This window comes from Pseudoxanthobacter sp. (assembly GCF_036822375.1).
GTDB lineage: Bacteria > Pseudomonadota > Alphaproteobacteria > Rhizobiales > Segnochrobactraceae > Pseudoxanthobacter.
Genome location: NZ_DAISHT010000018.1, coordinates 16,760 through 33,661 on the forward strand (window position 1 = coordinate 16,760; position 16,902 = coordinate 33,661).

The window sequence follows — 16,902 nt, forward strand, 5'->3', positions numbered from 1 at the left end:
TCCCGCCCCGGCGCTGTCCGCCCGGCCGTGCCGGCCGGCCCCCCGCAGCCTGCATCGCCTTTTCATTGCTCAAGTCTGGACGTTTGGCATGGCGCTCGACCCGATCGTCACACTTGAAGGCGTGGCGAAGACCTATGGCTCTTTCATCGCCCTCCACGACACCAACCTTTCCATCGGTGCCGGCGAATTCGTGACGCTGCTCGGCCCCTCCGGCTGCGGCAAGACCACCACCCTGCGGCTGATCGGCGGCTTCGAGAGCCCCAATTGCGGCACCATCCGCATCGCCGGCGAGGATGTCACGGCAAAGCCGGCCTTCCGCCGGCCGGTCAACACCGTGTTTCAGGATTACGCGCTCTTTCCGCATATGAGCGTGCTCGCCAACGTGACCTACGGGCTGGAGGTGCGCTCCAACCGGGTGCCGCGGGCCGAGCGGCACGACCGCGCAATCCATGCGCTGGCGATGGTGGGGCTGGCCGACAAGGCCGACCGCATGCCGGGGCAGCTTTCCGGCGGCCAGCGCCAGCGCGTGGCCATGGCCCGCGCGCTGGTTCGCAAGCCCAAGGTGCTGCTGCTCGACGAGCCGCTTTCGGCGCTGGACGTGAAGCTGCGCGAGGCCATGCAGGTGGAGCTGAAGCACCTGCACAAGCAGCTCGGCATCACCTTCCTCATGGTCACCCACGACCAGCAGGAAGCGCTGGTGCTCTCCGACCGCATCATCGTGATGAAACAGGGCCGGGTGGCGCAGATCGGTTCGCCGGCGGCCCTCTACGACCGGCCGGAAAGCGCTTATGTGGCCGATTTCATCGGCGCCACCAACCTCATCGACGGCACGGTGTCGGCGCGGGCCGGCGGCGAGGCCGAGGTGCGGCTGCGCGATGGCAGCGTGGTGCGCGGCGAGGCGATTGGCGCCCTTGCGCCCGGCGATGCGGCAACCGCCGGCGTCCGTCCCGAGCGTCTGCGGCTGGCGGCCGAGGGCGAGGAAGGCCTTGCGGCCACCGTGGTCGACTATCTTTTCCACGGCGGCCGGGTGAAGCTGGAAGTCGCGCTTGCGGGTGCGAAGCGTCCGGTGTTCATGGAAATGCAGCGCACCAGCGCGGCCGGTTTCTCCCTGCCGGAGCGCGGCGCCGGCGTCCGCGTGGTCGTGGCGCCGCAGGATGTGCTGGTCTATCCGGCGGAGGCGGCGTGATGGCAGGTTCCGCGCGCTCCCGGGCCGGCTGGTGGCTGCTGTTTTCCGGTCCGCTGCTGTGGACGCTGATCTTCATGATCGTGCCCTATCTGGTCATGATTGCGATCAGCTTCTGGTCCCGCAAGTTTCCCCTGTTCGTGCCGGACTTTCAGTTCGGCAATTACGTGCAGATCTTCTCCGATCCGCAATACAGCAACGTCCTGATCCGGACGGTCAAGATTTCGCTGCTCACCACCATCAGCGCCATCGTTCTCGGCTATCCGCTGGCCTACTTCCTCGTGTTTACGGTGCGCAACGACAAGGTCCGCCACCTCGTCTATCTCGCGGTCGTGGTTCCGCTGTGGGTCTCCTACCTGCTCCGAGCCTACACGTGGAAGATCATTCTCGGCACAGACGGCGCGCTTAATTCCGCGCTGAAGATGCTGGGGCTCATTTCCGAGCCGCTGGACATCTTCCTCTACAATCAGGTGGCGATGGTCATCACGCTCACCTACATCTTCGTGCCCTTCGTGGTGATGCCGATCTACACGTCGCTGGAGCGCATCCCCAAAGCCCTGATCGAGGCATCGGAAGATCTGGGCGTCGGTCCGTTCATCACGTTCGTGAAGGTGATCCTGCCGCTGTCCACGGCCGGCGTCATCGCCGGGGCGACGATGACGTTCTGCCTTACCTTCGGTGACTTCGTGGCCCCCGTTCTCGTCGGCGGCCCCAACGGCACCATGGTGGCGAACGTGCTGCAGAGCCAGTTCGGCGCGGCGCTCAACTGGCCGCTCGGCTCGGCACTGGCGGTCATCGTCATGGCGATCGTGCTGGTGGTGCTGCAACTCTCCAGCCGGCTCGACCGCGCCGGCCGCGTGAACCTGGTTTGAGGGAGGATTGAACCCATGGCCCGGTTCGCATGGTGGCAGAAAAGCCTGATCGGCGTCGCCTTCGGCGCCCTCGTGTTCCTCTATGTGCCGATCGTCGTGCTGATCGTGTTTTCGTTCAACGACAGCCCGGTCACCTCGTTCCCGCTCTCCGGCTTTACGTGGATGTGGTACGAGAAGGTGATGGCCAACGCGGCGCTGCTGCGTTCGCTCGCCAACAGCCTGATGGTGGCCTGCGCGGCCACGGCGCTGACGGTGGTTGTGGGCGTGCCGGCGGCGCTGGCGCTGGACCAGCGCGATTTCCCCGGCAAGCGGCTGTTCCAGAGCACCATCCTGCTGCCCCTCAGCCTGCCCGGCATCGTCACCGGTATCGCGATGCTGAACTTCTACAAGCAGATCGGCGTGCCGCAGAGCCTTGGCGCGGTCATCATCGGCCATGCCACGGCGCTGCTCGGCATCGTGGTGTCGCAGGTGATGGCGCGGCTTGCCAAGCTCAACCGCAATCTCGGCGAGGCCTCGGCCGATCTCGGCGCCACGCCCGTCGAGACGTTCTTCCGCGTCACCCTGCCCAACATCCGTTCGGCGGTGATCGGTTCGGCGCTGCTGTCGTTCACGCTGTCGTTCGACGAAATCCCCGTCACCTACTTCCTGACCGGCCGCGAGATCACGCTGCCGATCTACATCTACTCCACCCTGCGGCGCGGCATTACGCCGGAAATCAACGCCATCGGTTCGCTCATCGTGGCGGCCTCTCTGGTGCTGATCCTGGCCTCGGTCGGCCTGCTGCGGGAAAAGAAATAAGTCCTTCGCTTCCGGCTGACCGGCTTTCGGCCGGCAGGCCGGCCGGCGCCCGCAAGAGGCGCGTCTGACAGAGGTGAGACCATGACTGACCCGACCACTGCCGCCTACTGGCATGCCAGGGCCGCAGCCCTGAAATTCGAGACCGGCCACTTCATCGACGGCGCGTTCGTGCCCTCGCTCGACGGGCGCGTGTTCGAGACCGTCAACCCGGCCACCGGCGCCGTTCTGGCGGAAGTCGCCGCGGGCAGCGCCGCCGATGTGGAGCGCGCGGTTGCCAGCGCCCGCCGGGCGTTCCGCTCCGGCGTGTGGTCGCGCATGGACCCGCGCGCCCGCCTCGCGGTTCTGGAGAAGTTCTCCGCCCTCATCGAAGAGAATGCCGAGCTGTTTGCGGTGACCGACACCGTCGACATGGGCAAGCCGATCTCGGAGATGCTCAACATCGACGTGCCGGGTTCGTACACGGCCATCAAGTTCTTTGCCGAGACGGCGGACAAGCTGGAAGGGGCGGTGACCTCCACCGCCGCCAGCGCGCTGCACTACATCCTGCGCCAGCCGCTCGGCGTCGTCGGGCTGATCGTGCCGTGGAACTATCCGCTGATGATGGCGGCCTGGAAGCTGGGTCCGGCGCTGGTCACCGGCAACTCGGTGGTGCTGAAGCCGGCGGAACAGTCGCCGTTGTCGGCGGCGCTGCTGGCGAAGCTGTTCATCGAGGCCGGCGGCCCTCCGGGTGTGCTGAACGTGGTGCAGGGCGTGGGCGAGGAAGCCGGCAAGGCGCTGGCGCTGCACAACGACGTCGACAAGATCGGGTTTACCGGCTCGGTCGAAGTCGGCAAGCTGATGATGATCTATTCCGGCCAGTCCAACCTGAAGCGCGTGACGACGGAATGCGGCGGCAAGTCCCCGCAGATCGTGCTCGCCGATGTGGAGGATCTGGAGACCACCGTCAGCTATTGCGTGAACGCCATCTACGGCAATCAGGGCGAGGTGTGTTCGGCCGGTTCGCGTCTGCTGGTGGATGAAAGCGTGCATGGCGACTTCGTGGCCCTGTTCCGCGAAAAGGCGGCCGCCGGCTTCAACCCGGGCGATCCGCTCGATCCGGCAACCACCATGGGCCCGCTCGTCACCAGCCAGCACCAGAAGAAGGTGCTGTCGATGATCGACAGCGGCCGCAGCGAGGGCGCGAAGCTGGAACTCGGCGGCGGCGTGCCGTCGGCGCTCAATCAGGGTTGCTATGTGGAGCCGACGCTGTTCTCCGGCGTGTCTCCGTCGATGACGATCGCGCGGGAAGAAATCTTCGGTCCCGTGGCCTCTGTACTGAAGGTCAACGGTATCGAGGAAGCGCTGTCTCTCGCCAACAACACGACTTTCGGCCTCGCGGCTTCGATCTGGACCCGCGATGTCAGCACGGCCCTGCGCTTCGGTCGCGATATCGAAGCCGGTATCGTGTGGGTCAACTGCTACGATCACGGTGATATGACGCAGCCGTGGGGCGGTTTCAAGCAATCCGGTAATGGTCGCGACAAGTGCCTTGAGGCGCTGACGCAGTATACGCAGACGAAATCTGTCTGGGTCAACATCGGCGCCTGACAAAAATCAGCCTTCTGAGATCGATAACGCCCCGGCGACGGACATCGCCGGGGCGTTTTTTATTGTTCCGTCAGGCGATGCAAAAGAGAATACAGACGCTGCAATTTTGCAGCGGATGATCCGAGTATGATCGATGCGAAGTAATCGCAAATAAAAAATGTCATAAAAACAGGGAGTTGCGATTTATCCGGGCGCTGGCACAGAACTTGCCATTAATTGGAAAAATGCCAGAGCAGGAGCAAAGAGATGTCCGAAGCCTCGGTGGCGCAGGCTGAAGCGCCGTTCCTCAACCTCAGCGACCCCGCCTTTTCCATCCGCGCGCCCGAAGTCGCCGCGGCGCGTGAGGCGAGCTGGTATGCCCGCACGCCCTATGGCATCGCGGTGCTGCGGTATGAGGAAATGCAGAAGCTGTTGCGCGATCCGCGCCTGCGGCAGGGCAGCTACGCCTGGCCGGAGATGAACGAGGCGACCGGCAGCTTCGCCGACTGGTGGAGCCGCATGCTGCTGTCGCAGGAAGGGGCCGACCATGCCCGCCTGCGCCGCCTTGCCAATCCGGCCTTCTCGCCGAAGCTCGTCACCAGCCTCAAGCCGGAATTCGCCCGCCTTGCCAACGAACTCATCGACGGCTTCGCGGGCCGGGGCGAATGCGAGTTCATGGCCGATTTCTCCGAGCCCTACGCCACGCGGGTGATCTGCACGCTGCTGGGCCTGCCGCATTCGGAATGGCGCCATCTCGCCGATCTCGCCGGCGAAATGGGGCTGGCCCTCGGCGTTACCTTCCGGCAGGACCTTGAGCGCATCAACAAAGCGACCGACGGCATGTTCGACTATGCCCGGGCGCTGATAGCGGAGCGCAGCGCAAAGGAGCTGGGCGACGATTTCCTCAGCATCCTGATCCGCACCAATCGCGAAAGTCAGGAGGCGCTGGGCGATCAGGAACTGTTCGACATGGTCGTGCTGGCCATTTTCGGCGGCATCGACACCACGCGCAATCAGCTCGGGCTGGCGATGGATGTGTTCCTGAACCATCCCCAGCAATGGGCGCTGCTGGCCGAAAAGCCGGAGCTTGGCCGGGCGGCGGTGGAAGAAGTGATGCGCGTGCGCCCGACCATCACGTGGGTTACCCGCGAGGCGGTCACGGACTTCACCTATCAGGATCTGGAAATCGCGCGCGGCACGACGCTGCACCTGCTGGGGCAGGCGGCCTGCTCCGATCCGCGGGCCTTCCCCGACGCATCCTTCGACATCACGGCCGAGCGCAAGCCGCACTTCGGGTTCGGCGGCGGGGCCCATCACTGCCTCGGCCATTTCATCGCCCGCGGCGACATGACGGAAGCGCTGGCCATTCTGGCCCGCCGGCTGAAGAACCCGCGCTTCAGCGGCACCCCGGTGTGGCTGCCGGACAGCGGCAACACCGGCGCGGTCTCGCTGCCGATGGCGTTCGATCCGGAAGTCTGAGCCCCGCTTCACCAATCAAACAGGACAGAGGGTAAGGCCATGAAAGTCTGTGTCGACATGAAGAAGTGCCTGATGCACGGCCAGTGCGTCATCGCCGCGCCGGATATCTTCTCCTTCGGCCCGGAAGGCGAGCTTTTGTGGGTGGAAGAGCCCGACGAGAGCCTGCGCCGGCAGGCGGAAGACGCTGTCGATGTCTGCCCCGAGCAGGCCATCGTGATCGAGGGCTGAGGGTATGGCGCCCCGCATCGTCATCGTCGGGGCCTCCCTCGGCGGCCTCAGAACGCTGGAAGGCCTCGTCAATGCCGGGTTCGATCCGGCGGCCATCACCATCGTCGGCGACGAGGCGCACCGGCCCTATAACCGGCCGCCGCTGTCGAAGGAACTGGTGACCGATCCGAAGGCGGAGGGGCTTGCGGCGGCGTTCGACCGCGTCGCCTTCCGCATCCGGCCGGAACTGGAGGCGGCCGGCTGGCGCCTCGGCGCCGGGGCGAAGGCGCTGTCGCTGGCGGCCCGCGAAGTGCGGCTGGCGGACGGTGCGTCGGTGCCGTTCGATGTGCTGGTGGCGGCAACGGGGCTTAAGCCCCGGCACCTGCCGCTTGCCGGTGCGTGGGGCGAGCGCATCACGGTGCACAGGCTGGAAGACAGCGTGCGTCTGCGTGCGGCGCTGCGGCCCGGTGCCCGTGTGGTGATTGCCGGCGGCGGGTTCGTCGGCTGCGAGGTGGCCTCCGTCGCCGTCTCGCTCGGTTGCCGCGTATCGCTGATCTCGCGCGCCGCCCTGCCGATGGCGCGGGTGCTGGGCGCTCCGTTTGCCGCCGCCATGCTGGATCTGCACCGCAGCCGCGGGGTCAGCGTCGTGGCCCCGGCGGAGGTCTGCGGCCTGGAGACCGCCGCGGACGGGCGGCTTGCGGCGGTGACGCTCACGACCGGTGAGCGGCTGGAAGCCGACGTGCTGGTCGAGGCGATCGGCTCCGATCCGGCGGTGGGCTGGATGGCCGGCAACGGGCTGGACCTGTCGGACGGTCTTCTCACCACCAACGACCTGCGGGTCGAAGACCGCGACGATCTCTGGGCGGTGGGCGATATCGCCCGCTTCCCCAATCCGCTGTTCGATGCCGTTCCGCGCCGGGTCGAACACTGGTGCATTCCGGGCTTCACCGCCCGCCGCGTTGCCGATGGCCTTGCCGCGCGGTTGCTGGGCAAGGAGATGCCGCAGAAGCCGTTTGCGCCGCTGCCCACCTTCTGGAGCGATCAGCACGGCCTGCGCCTGCAATCCTTCGGCCTGCCGGCGCTGGGCGAGGAGAGCGAAATACTGGCCGGCAGCCTTGACGGCGCGGCCGGAATCCTCGCCGGCGTCGCGGTCGGCTATCGCCGCGGCGGCCAGCCTGTCGGCGTCGCCACCATCGGCCTGCCGCCGCAGCAGGCGATGCGGCAGCGCGCCTTTCTTTCCGCCTGACAGTCCACGCCAACAACGGATCTGAGACCATGACTGCGACCAGCGCGGACCCCGCCGCTCTCGGCAAGCTTCTGGAACAGCACGGCATCGAGACCGTGCATGTCGGTCAGTTCGATTATGCGAGTTCGTTCCGCGAACGCCGGCTCGGGCGCGAAGCCTTCCTCGCCTTTGCCCGCGATCCGCGCTTTGCCAACACGCTCGCGCACTGGGACAGCGCCGATGCGCTGTTCGGCGGCGGGCCCTTCCTGAGCGAACCGACGGCCATCGATGCCGCCTCGCTGCGCCGCTTCGCCTTCGAGCCGAATGCGGCCACGATCATCGCCGATTTCACCGGCCCTTCTGCGCCGCTGATGCCGCGCACCGTCCTGAAGCGGCAGATCGAACGGGCGGCCGCCCTCGGCTATGACGTGAAGGCGGCGTTCGAGTTCGAGGTGATCTTCCTGCAGGAGACCGCGGAAAGCCTGCGGGCCAAGGCCTTCTCCGCGCCCACGGCCTTCGTGCCGCAGAACAAGTGCTGGTCCGGGCAGACGGCGGCGGACGAGGCCGCGTTCGTGGCCGCGCTCGAAGCCGCGCTGCGGGCGCACGACGTGGCGGTGTTCTCGGTCGCCGGCGAACTGGGCCCCGGCTGCTTCGAGGCAACGCTCGGCGCGGTGCCGGCGCTGCGGGCGGCGGACGATGCAGCGTTCTTCCGCATCGCGGCCCGCACCTTCGCCCGCGCCCGCGGCATGACGGCGAATTTCATGCCGCATCTGGGCGACGGATTCCCGGGCATCGGCGGTCACGTCACGCTGTCGCTGATCGACCGGCAGACCGGGCAGAACCTGTTTTCCGATCCGGCCGGCACCACCAGCGCGCTGGCGAAGCACTTCATCGGCGGCATGACGAAGGTGGTGCCGCAGGCCTTCGCGCTGTGTGCCCACACGGTCAACGCCTATCGCCGCTTCGCGCCGGGTTCTTGGGCGCCGAAGTCGGTGAGCTGGGCGGAGTGGACCTACACCACCGCGGTGCGTTCCGCGCCGTCTGCCGGCGATACCGCGCGGCTGGAATTCCGCCTGCCGGGCACCGACTGCAACCCGCATCTGGCACTGGCCCTGATGCTGGGCGCCGGCCTGGACGGCATCGAGGGCGGCATCGCGGCGCCGGCGCCGGCGGAGGCCGCCGGCCCCGACGACATTCCGCCCGGCGCCATTGCGCTGCCGCGCGACCTCGTGGATGCCGCCGCCCGGCTGCGGGCCAGCGAAGACGCGGCCCGTCTGTTCGGCGCGGACTTCACACACCATTTCGCCCGCGTCTGCGAGATCGAGCACGCCGCGCTTGCCCGCGCGGTCAGCCAGATCGAACGCCAGCGTTATCTCGAAGGCTGACGCTGACAGTCACCTTCGTCCGAAGAACAAGAATCCAGAGAGCAGGGACAGATCATGACCCATTTTCAGGACACCGATCTCTATCGCGAGATCAACGACCCCATCCGTCAGGAGCGCGTGGCGCGCGTGGCGGAAAAGATCAAGGCACTCGGAATTGAGCATATCTACTTCCAGTATGTGACGATCACCGGCCGCGTGCTGGGCAAGGCGGTGCCGGCGCGTCACTGGCTGCATGTGGCCAAGCGCGGCGTGCAGACCTGGCTTGGCGGCGTGACCAACGTTGCCGCCGACATGAACGGCAACCTGATGGGCTTCTCGGCCAACGACGGCGAGTCGCTTGCCCTGCCGGACCCGGAAACCTTCGTGCAGCTGCCGTGGGAAAAGAAGGTCGGCCGCGTCTTCTGCTCGCTGTTCTATTCGCTGGAAGACGCCCACAAGCCCGGCGCCTATTACGAATGCGACACGCGCGGCAACCTGAAGCGCTTCGACCGCGCGTTCCGGGAAAAGCACAACGGTCTGCACCTGCGCGTGGGCACGGAACCGGAGATGCTGTGGCTGAAGCCGACCGGCAATCCGCAGGCGCCCTATGAGGGCATCACCAAGCCCTATGCCTATCACATCGACCAGTTCGAGTCGGTGCGCGACCTGTGGATTCAGGTCTACGAGTATGCGCAGGCCATGGGCCTCGACATGATTCAGGGCGATGTGGAAGACGCCCCCGGCCTGCTGGAACTGAACTTCTCGTTCGACGATGCGCTGCGCACCTGCGACCGGCTGACGACCTATCGCCAGATCTGCGCCGAGGTTGCCCGCCAGCGTGGCCTGATCGCCTGCTTCATGGCCAAGCCCATGATGGGCGTGCCGGCCAACGGCTGCCACCACAATTGCTCGATCTGGACCGGCGGCGAGCAGACGGTGCAGCATCTGGTGGAGGGCGAACTGCCCGGGCTGGACGAGGTGTTCACCTACACCAAGGGCGGCGTCAACGAGTTCGAGAACAAGGACGGCGGCTGGCTGCCGACCGAGATCGGCCACCATGTGCTGGGCGGGGCGCTGAAGCACATCGGCGCGCTGACGGCCATCGGCGCCTCCACCGTCAATTCCTATCGCCGCTTCGCCGACATCGGCCTGTGGGCGCCGGTCGGGGCCAACTGGGGCCTGCAGAACCGCTCCTGCACCATCCGCATCTCCGCGCCGGACCGCTTCGAGTTCCGCGCCGTCGATGCCATGGTCAACCAGCACCTGTTCTGCTCGGCCCTGATCAAGGCCATGGACGACGGCATCGTGAACCAGCTCGATCCCGGCGCGCCGGAAAGCCGCAACGTGGTGGAGGTGATGAAGGAGGGTAAGGAAGATATCCGCACCATCCCGCTCAACCTGCACGAGGCGCTGGAGGCGCTGAAGGCCGACGACCTCATTCTGGAGGCCATGCCGGGCCGCCTCTATGAACTCTACGACATGATGAAGCAGGACGACTGGAAGCGCTTCCTGAAGGAAGTGACCAACTGGGATCACGAGCGCTACATGGACTATCTGCCCTGACAGGCGGCCGTGTGCTGCAAAAACGCCTGCCCGCGCTGCATTGTTGCAGCGCGGGCAGGGCGGTGGCGGCATCCGGCGTGTTGAAACGGCGGGACTTTCCGGCCTGCGCCGGCTGGCGCGTCCCTTGCAGTGTCCGTCACGTCCGGCCCGCGGTCTGCCGCCGCCGGACCTTCTCTTTCTGGTCATCTGGTGCCCGTGTGCCCCCTCGCCGGGGGCCGGAGGGCCTTGCGGGGCATTCATGAGGCGGCCGCGTCTTCTGTTCCTTTCGCAGTTTGCCAATCCCGGCTCGTGGAACCCGCAGATCTGGCGGCGCGTGCTGGGCCACGACGACGAGGCGGCGGCCTTCGAGGCGCTGCTCGACAGTCTGGGCGTGCTGGACGGGCTCGACTTTGCCGGCTGCCATGCCCACATGGGGGCGCCGCTGCCCGACGATCTTGGCGCCATCGACGCGGTGGTGCTGGGCGGGTCGTTCGCTTCGGTGGCCGATGCCTATCCCTGGCAGCAGGCGCTGCAGGCGTGGCTGCTGCGGTGGCGGGCCACGGGCAAGCCGCTGATGGGCATCTGCGGCGGCCACCAGCTGATGACGGTGACGCTGGGCGGCCGGGTGGAGCGTTCGCCGGCGGGGCCGGAAGTCGGCAGCCTGCCGGTCACGCGCACGCCGGCCGGGCGCAGCCATCCGCTGTTTGCCGGCTTCGGCGACGAGGCCCCGTTCTTCTTCGGCAATTCCGACCGGGTGGTCGAACCGTCGCCGGGCGCCACGGTGCTGGCAACGCGGCCCAACCTGCCGGCCGCCGCCCTCGACCACGGCGGCAACTGGGTCTCGGTGCAGTTTCACCCGGAAACCACCTGCGACCGCATGGCGACGTGCTGGGCGGAAATCGACGCCGCCCGCGGCGCGGCCTATCACTTCATACCCGGCTGCGAGCGGATGATTCTGAACTACCTGCGCCTTGCCGGCGTTGTCGGCACGGTTGCAGCCTGAAGGGCCCGACGGCCGGTCTGATTGATGAGGACACCTCCCCGTGGATGGCGCTGATCTGGTTTTCCGGCATGTGCGCAGCGACCCCGATGCGATGGATGCCAGCGACGATCTGATGGTCGATATCATCGGCATCGACGGCCGGGTGTTGTGGGCCAATGCCGAGGAGGCGGATTGTCTGGGCATGAGCCCGGACATGGTGGTCGGGTTGCCGGTCGATTCGCTCTATGCGCCGGCCTCCGCCGACCTGATCCGCGATCTGCTGCACGTCCGCCAGAACGGGCGGGTGCCGCAGACGGTGGAACTGGAACTGATCGGCCGGGGCGGCCGCGCGATTTCCACGCTGGCCCGGCTGCGCTACCTCGCCTTCGAGGATCAGATCGCGTTGCGGCTGACCAAGATGGATTACGGCGCCGTCGGCATGCATCACGCCGAGCTGGCGGCCGACGAGCGGCTGCTGCGCAACATCGTGAGCGATGCCACCGAGGCGCACTGGGGCATTGTCTTCATCGAGCCGGTGGATGTGACGCAGCCGCGCGAGGAAGTGATCCGCCAGGTCTTCGAGAACCAGTCGGTGTGGCAGATGTGCAATCGCGCCATGGCGGCGCTTTACGATCTGCCGGACGAAATCGACTTCAACACCCAGAGCGTCCGTCTCTACTGGCCGAGAAGCGAGGCGAACGAGCGCTTTGTCGGGCAGATCATCGATTCCAACTACGCCATCGACAGTGCGCTCAGCATCGACCACCGCCACGACGGCACGCCGCTCTATCTGCGCAACGACGTTCGCGCCGAAATCTCAGACGGTTTCCTCCTGCGGCTGTGGGGCAACTGCCGCGACATCACCGAGCAGACCGAGGCCGCCAGCAGTTCCGCCGACCGGGTGGAATCGATGCAGCGTGTGTTTGACGCCATTCCCGATCCGGTCGTGGTCATGGCGCGATCCGGCCGCCTCGTCTGCCGCAACCGGGCATTTGCCGACGAGTTCGGCGGCCGCGACGGGCTGGAGGCGGCACTGCGCCGCCATGTGGCGCAGTGCGTGCCGCAGCAGGGGCCGGCCCGCAAGGGCTGGCGGGCGGTGGAGTTGACGGCGGGCGACGGCGCGCGCAGCCTCGTGGATGTCCACTGGCGCGAGGTGGACGGTGCCGCCAATGAAACATGGGATGTGCTTGTTGTGCGTCGCCGTGCGGCACCGGGCCGCCCGCGTCCGTTCGCGTCCGCACGGAGACCGGCCCCATGACACAGTCGCCCATGGTTCCGCCGCCGTCTGTGGTCTCTCCATCCGTGACCCGGCCGGCGGAGATTCAGTCGTTCAGTCTGGGCGTTCGCGGTGTCGCGTCGGTCGGCCGGGAGGAGATCGAGGCGCTGGTGGCCTCGGCCGGTTTCCGCGGCTTTGCCGATCTGATGCCGGATCCGATGCTGATTGTGGACCCCGACGAGACGGTGATCTTCCTTTCCGCGGCCGCCCGCACGCTGGCCGGTCGCAGCACGCTGCCCGAGCGGGTGCCCTTCAGTCTGTTCCTGCGCAAGTGCGATCTCGATATGGATGCGTTCGTGGCGGCGGCCGAGCGCGGGCAGAATCAGGGCAGCGTGCGGGTGCGCTCTTCCGGCCGCGTCTATCACGCCACGCGGCGGGTGCTGATGGCGGGCGGCCACACCCGCGGCTATTCGCTCTACTGGCTGCGCGATCCCGATGGCTGGGAGCGCATGAAGCGCAGCGGGCAGAGCCGGGTGCTGAGCCGCAGCGAGGTGGACGGCGGCCGCGACCTTTCCTTCCCGCCGTCGCTGGCCCTGCAGCTGGAGCGCGCGCGGCGGGCCTACGGGCGCGGCTTCCGGGTGCTGCTGCTGGGGGAATCCGGCGTCGGCAAGACCGAAATCGCCCGTCACATTCATCTCTCGGCCGGCGATGGCAACCGCCCCTTCATCCACGTCAACTGCGGCTCGGTTCCCGAGACGCTGTTTGAATCGGAAATGTTCGGTTACGAGCGCGGCGCCTTCACCGGTGCCCTGCAGGCCGGCAAGCGCGGCTTCGTGGAAAGTGCCGGCGGCGGCACGCTGTTTCTGGACGAAGTTGGCGAAATCCCGCTGGCCTCGCAGGCCAAGCTGCTCAAATTTCTGGAAGACGGCACCATCCAGCCGGTCGGCTCGGCCGTGGCGCGCAAGGTGGAGACGCGCGTCGTCGCCGCCACCAACCGCGATCTGGCGCAGATGATGCGGGCCGGCACCTTCCGCCGCGATCTCTATTTCCGCCTCGCGACCTTCCCGGTCGAGATTCCCCCGCTTCGGGCACGGGAGGACCGCGCGGCGCTGCTCGACGGGCTGGTGACGCGGGCCAACCGGGCGCGCGGCCGGCCGCTGCGGCTTTCGCCGGCCTGCCGGGCGGCGATTCTGGCCCATGATTTCCCCGGCAACCTGCGCGAGATGCGCTCCATCGTCGAATATCTCGATATCGTCGCCGATGAGACTGCGCTGCCCGAGCACCTGCCGCCGGCGATGTTCAGCGGCGTGCCCGCCGCCGGCGCGGCCGGAATGGGCATGGTCGGGGCGGGTCTGGTCGGGACGGCTATGGCGCTGCCGCCGGCGGCCACGGACGAGGCCGCAGCGCCCGCCGCTGCCGTGGCACTGCCGGCGCCGGATGCGACACCGGCGGTGCTGCCGCCGGGGCCGGCTGAGTCTGCGGAGGGGGCGAGCCTGAAGGAGATGACGCGCGCCTTCGAGGATCAGGTCATTCAGCAGGCGCTGGTGCGTTACGGCTCCAAACGCGAGGCCGCCCGTCACCTCGGCGTCGATATTGCCACGCTGGTGCGCAAGACGACGCGCCCGCGCTGAGAGCACCACGCGCCCGCACGGCGAGCACCCTGCGGCCGTGCTGAGGGCGCGCGGTCAAGCCTGCGTGATGCACGCGGCGACACCTTGTGGTTGGGCTGAAAAGGCGCCAAATGACGGCCGCGCGGGATTGTCGTCCGGGCCGCTTTGCGGCGGTCCGCCGGCCCGCGCGTGCCGCAGGCCGCTGCCGCGGCCGGGCGTCCGCCCCTTAAGGCGCCCGGTCGTGACGCTCCGGTGCCATCATGGCAACGCCCGCGGCGGTGCGATGCAAGGGATGTTTCGTCTGCCCCCGCGAAACGTCTGCCGGTGTTGGCCGTTCTGTCCCCTCAGAGGCCGCCGCCATCGCGCCGGTGCTGCCGTCCGGATGGCTCTGCCTGCCGGGCGGCGGCACCTGACGGTGCCGGCCGGCTTCAGCTCGTGGCGCCGTCGATGAGTTCAAACCCGAGGTCGACGACCTGTGCCGGGGCCCCGTCCAGCAGCAGCCGCGCACCGGTTTCGCCCACGCTCACCCGCGGCGTGCGGACGGTGGAGAGCGGGCGGGGCGCGAAGCGACCGACATCGAGCGCGTTGTGGCCGAACAGCGCCAGCCGCTCGGGCACGGCGATATTGCTGGCGAGGCAGTGGAAATAGCCGCCGATCGCCATGTCGTCGTTGGCGAAATAGAGCGCATCGATGGCGGGCGAGCGTGACAGCAGCGCCTGCGTGCCGGTGCGGCCGGCGCCGACCGACGAGCCCGAGCCGAGGAATTCCTCGTCGACGAGCGACAGGCCGGCCTGCGCCAGCGTGGAGACGAAGCCGCGATAGCGCTTGCCGGCGCGGATGTCGCGCGCGAAATCCCGCCCCAGATAGCCGATCCGGCGATAGCCGCGGGCAAGGAGATGGCGCGCAGCGGCCTCGCCGGTGCCCTCGTTGGAAAAGCCGACCACCAGATCCATGCCCGGGCCGTCGAGGTCGAGCAGTTCCGCCACCCGCGCGCCAGAGGCGGATAGCAGCAGCCGCGTGCGTTCGGAGTGCTCCAGACCGGCGAGCATCATGGCGGCTGGTCGCCAGGCCAGCATGCTGGTGACGAGGGCCTCCTCCCGTCGCGGATCGTAATCGGTGACGCCGACGACGGCCTGATAACCGGCCGCGTCGATCACCGCATTGGCGCCGCGCAGCACATCGGAGAACACGATGTTGGTCAGTGAGGGAATGAGGATGCCGATCAGATTCGATCCGGCCGAGGCGAGCGTGCCGGCGATGCGATTCGGCACATAGCCGAGCCGGGCGGCGGCCTCCAGCACGCGCTCGCGTGTGGCGGCCGAGAACGAGCCGTGGTTGCGCAGCACGCGCGAGGCGGTGCTTTCGCCGACGCCGGCCGCGGCGGCAACTTCGGTCAGGGTTACGGTTGCAGCCGGCGCGGGCAGGGCGACAGCCTCCGGCCGGGCGGTGCCCGGGCTCGTCAGTGTCGGGTCGGTCGGGTCGGCCGGGTTGGACGGATCGGACAGGGCGTTTCTCCTCAGGCGAAGCCTGACGTTCATTTTTCACGTTTCGCCGTTGCCGACAATATCGGCCGCGGCGGTTGATTTTGCTCCTTTCCCGATGCGCCGCGCCGCGCCGCGCCCGGCCCCGGCAACCGGGCGCAGTTGCCGGCCGGCACAACGGCTGCAGGATCCTGTTTTGAAAGGACGTTCAGCCTTTGACAGGGGCAGGACGGGGCGGCTGCCCCGCAGGCTCCGGTGGCTGCCCGCCAAACGTCGCGCGCCCGGCAACCGCCCGGCCGCAACCCGCCTGCGCCCCGCGCGCCGGCTGCCACGCCGTGCCCGGCGGTGCGGGACGAATCGCGTGCGGGATAATCTGACGGCAGCCTGTTACCGCGGCCGGGCGGACCGGCGCCGGGCTGGCTGTGGCCGCGGCGACCCGGCCGGCGGCCATCGGGGTGTTAACGAAGCCTTTCCACATTCCGGCAACGGTCCGTTAACCCGCGTTAACCCGGAGTTAACCATATGGGCGCTGACTGGAGCAAAGCAAAGATGAGTGTCCCGTGACGATCGCCCTTCGCCCCCGCCTGCCGATACGGTTCCGTGGCCGCTCCTATCTGGCGCTCGTTCTGACGCCGGAAGAGCCGCTTGACGCCTGGTTCGCCGGCCTCGATGCCTGGGCGGCGCAGTCGCCCGGGTTCTTCCGGACCCGCCCGGTGGTGCTCGACGTCTCCGGTGTCGCCCATGAGCGCGAGGACGTGGAGAAGCTGCTGGCCGGCTTTGGCGAACGCGGCGTGCGGGTGGTGGGGCTGGAAGGGGCGAAGCCCTCGTGGGTGACCCCGGAGATGCCGCCGCTCTTTACCGGCGGCAAGGTGGTGGATGTCGAGGCGGTGCCGGAGACGGTATCCGGCCCGGCAGCGAACGGCCCGGCGCCGGGCGGCGTGGTGACCGGCGGGCCGGATGCGGCCCCGGAATCTGCGCCCGAACCGGCGGCTCTCAATGACATGCCGCGCATGGAGCCCGCCACGCGCGGCGGCCATCAGGAGGCTGCCTCGCTGCTGATCGAGGAGCCGGTGCGCTCCGGCGCGTCGGTGTTCTTCCCGCAAGGGGATGTGACGGTGCTGGGCTCGGTCGCCTCCGGCGCCGAGATCATGGCCGGCGGATCGATCCATGTTTATGGCGCGCTGCGCGGCCGGGCGATTGCCGGCTGCGGCGGCAACCCGCGGGCGCGCATTTTCTGCCGGAAGATGGAAGCGGAACTGCTCGCCATCGACGGGCTCTACAAGACAACCGAAGATCTCGCGCCCGAGCTCAGAGGCAAGCCGATTCAGGCCTGGCTCGAAGGCGATGCGATGAAAGTGGCAGCGCTCGGCTGATCGA

14 protein-coding genes are annotated in these 16,902 nt (G+C 67.9%); 13 read left to right on the top strand and 1 reads right to left on the bottom strand.

The window, feature by feature from the left end; translation table 11 throughout:
• The first annotated feature begins 88 nt into the window (after nt 1-88).
• From V7067_RS03685 to V7067_RS03740, 12 genes are all read left to right on the top strand, one after another.
• Nucleotides 89-1,186, top strand: coding sequence for an ABC transporter ATP-binding protein (locus V7067_RS03685; protein WP_334174527.1), 1,098 nt, complete (start codon nt 89-91; stop codon nt 1,184-1,186).
• Nucleotides 1,186-2,055, top strand: a complete 870-nt coding sequence (locus V7067_RS03690) for an ABC transporter permease (RefSeq protein ID WP_334174528.1) — start codon at nt 1,186-1,188, stop codon at nt 2,053-2,055. Before V7067_RS03685 ends, V7067_RS03690 begins: the two co-directional genes overlap by 1 nt.
• A 15-nt stretch (nt 2,056-2,070) precedes the next feature.
• On the top strand, nt 2,071-2,853 hold the full coding sequence (locus tag V7067_RS03695) for an ABC transporter permease (protein ID WP_334174529.1): 783 nt from the start codon (nt 2,071-2,073) through the stop codon (nt 2,851-2,853).
• An 81-nt stretch (nt 2,854-2,934) separates the two neighbouring features.
• The gene (locus V7067_RS03700) at nt 2,935-4,440 is read left to right on the top strand and encodes an aldehyde dehydrogenase (protein ID WP_334174530.1); all 1,506 of its coding nucleotides are present in this window, start codon (nt 2,935-2,937) and stop codon (nt 4,438-4,440) included.
• Between the two features lie 246 nt (nt 4,441-4,686).
• Nucleotides 4,687-5,898, top strand: coding sequence for a cytochrome P450 (locus tag V7067_RS03705; protein WP_334174531.1), 1,212 nt, complete (start codon nt 4,687-4,689; stop codon nt 5,896-5,898).
• 39 nt (nt 5,899-5,937) lie between these two features.
• Entirely contained in the window at nt 5,938-6,126 is a 189-nt protein-coding gene (locus V7067_RS03710; RefSeq protein WP_334174532.1) for a ferredoxin, read from the top strand.
• A 4-nt stretch (nt 6,127-6,130) separates the two neighbouring features.
• Entirely contained in the window at nt 6,131-7,351 is a 1,221-nt protein-coding gene (locus V7067_RS03715) for an FAD-dependent oxidoreductase (protein WP_334174533.1), read from the top strand.
• Nucleotides 7,352-7,380: 29 nt separating this feature from the next.
• Nucleotides 7,381-8,715, top strand: a complete 1,335-nt coding sequence (locus V7067_RS03720; RefSeq protein WP_334174534.1) for a hypothetical protein — start codon at nt 7,381-7,383, stop codon at nt 8,713-8,715.
• A 54-nt stretch (nt 8,716-8,769) separates the two neighbouring features.
• Nucleotides 8,770-10,257, top strand: a complete 1,488-nt coding sequence (locus tag V7067_RS03725; RefSeq protein WP_334174535.1) for a glutamine synthetase family protein — start codon at nt 8,770-8,772, stop codon at nt 10,255-10,257.
• A 238-nt stretch (nt 10,258-10,495) separates the two neighbouring features.
• A complete protein-coding gene (locus V7067_RS03730) occupies nt 10,496-11,239 on the top strand; it encodes a type 1 glutamine amidotransferase (protein ID WP_334174536.1) in 744 nt (247 codons plus the stop codon).
• A 40-nt stretch (nt 11,240-11,279) separates the two neighbouring features.
• Nucleotides 11,280-12,476 carry a PAS domain-containing protein gene (locus V7067_RS03735; protein WP_334174537.1) on the top strand — a complete coding sequence of 399 codons (1,197 nt, stop codon included), beginning with the start codon at nt 11,280-11,282 and terminating at the stop codon, nt 12,474-12,476.
• The gene (locus tag V7067_RS03740; protein ID WP_334174538.1) at nt 12,473-14,065 is read left to right on the top strand and encodes a sigma 54-interacting transcriptional regulator; all 1,593 of its coding nucleotides are present in this window, start codon (nt 12,473-12,475) and stop codon (nt 14,063-14,065) included. The genes V7067_RS03735 and V7067_RS03740 overlap by 4 nt, the downstream gene beginning before the upstream one ends.
• 407 nt (nt 14,066-14,472) lie before the next feature.
• Here V7067_RS03740 and V7067_RS03745 read toward each other — a convergent pair whose 3' ends face one another.
• Nucleotides 14,473-15,582 (bottom strand): LacI family DNA-binding transcriptional regulator, encoded by a 1,110-nt coding sequence (locus V7067_RS03745; protein WP_334174539.1) that lies wholly within the window; start codon nt 15,580-15,582, stop codon nt 14,473-14,475.
• Nucleotides 15,583-16,085: 503 nt separating this feature from the next.
• On the opposite strand from V7067_RS03745, the gene minC reads away from it, so the two are divergent.
• Nucleotides 16,086-16,898, top strand: a complete 813-nt coding sequence (gene minC, locus V7067_RS03750; RefSeq protein ID WP_334174540.1) for a septum site-determining protein MinC — start codon at nt 16,086-16,088, stop codon at nt 16,896-16,898.
• The last annotated feature ends 4 nt before the right edge of the window (nt 16,899-16,902 follow it).

Excerpts from the sequence above, each read along its gene's own strand:
- V7067_RS03720 (WP_334174534.1), top strand. The coding sequence starts at position 7,381 with ATGACTGCGACCAGCGCGGACCCCGCCGCTCTCGGCAAGCTTCTGGAA.
- V7067_RS03690 (WP_334174528.1), top strand. The coding sequence starts at position 1,186 with ATGGCAGGTTCCGCGCGCTCCCGGGCCGGCTGGTGGCTGCTGTTTTCC.
- V7067_RS03695 (WP_334174529.1), top strand. The coding sequence starts at position 2,071 with ATGGCCCGGTTCGCATGGTGGCAGAAAAGCCTGATCGGCGTCGCCTTC.
- V7067_RS03745 (WP_334174539.1), bottom strand. The coding sequence starts at position 15,582 with ATGAACGTCAGGCTTCGCCTGAGGAGAAACGCCCTGTCCGATCCGTCC.
- V7067_RS03715 (WP_334174533.1), top strand. The coding sequence starts at position 6,131 with ATGGCGCCCCGCATCGTCATCGTCGGGGCCTCCCTCGGCGGCCTCAGA.
- V7067_RS03685 (WP_334174527.1), top strand. The coding sequence starts at position 89 with ATGGCGCTCGACCCGATCGTCACACTTGAAGGCGTGGCGAAGACCTAT.
- V7067_RS03700 (WP_334174530.1), top strand. The coding sequence starts at position 2,935 with ATGACTGACCCGACCACTGCCGCCTACTGGCATGCCAGGGCCGCAGCC.
- V7067_RS03725 (WP_334174535.1), top strand. The coding sequence starts at position 8,770 with ATGACCCATTTTCAGGACACCGATCTCTATCGCGAGATCAACGACCCC.
- V7067_RS03730 (WP_334174536.1), top strand. The coding sequence starts at position 10,496 with ATGAGGCGGCCGCGTCTTCTGTTCCTTTCGCAGTTTGCCAATCCCGGC.
- V7067_RS03705 (WP_334174531.1), top strand. The coding sequence starts at position 4,687 with ATGTCCGAAGCCTCGGTGGCGCAGGCTGAAGCGCCGTTCCTCAACCTC.
- V7067_RS03740 (WP_334174538.1), top strand. The coding sequence starts at position 12,473 with ATGACACAGTCGCCCATGGTTCCGCCGCCGTCTGTGGTCTCTCCATCC.
- V7067_RS03710 (WP_334174532.1), top strand. The coding sequence starts at position 5,938 with ATGAAAGTCTGTGTCGACATGAAGAAGTGCCTGATGCACGGCCAGTGC.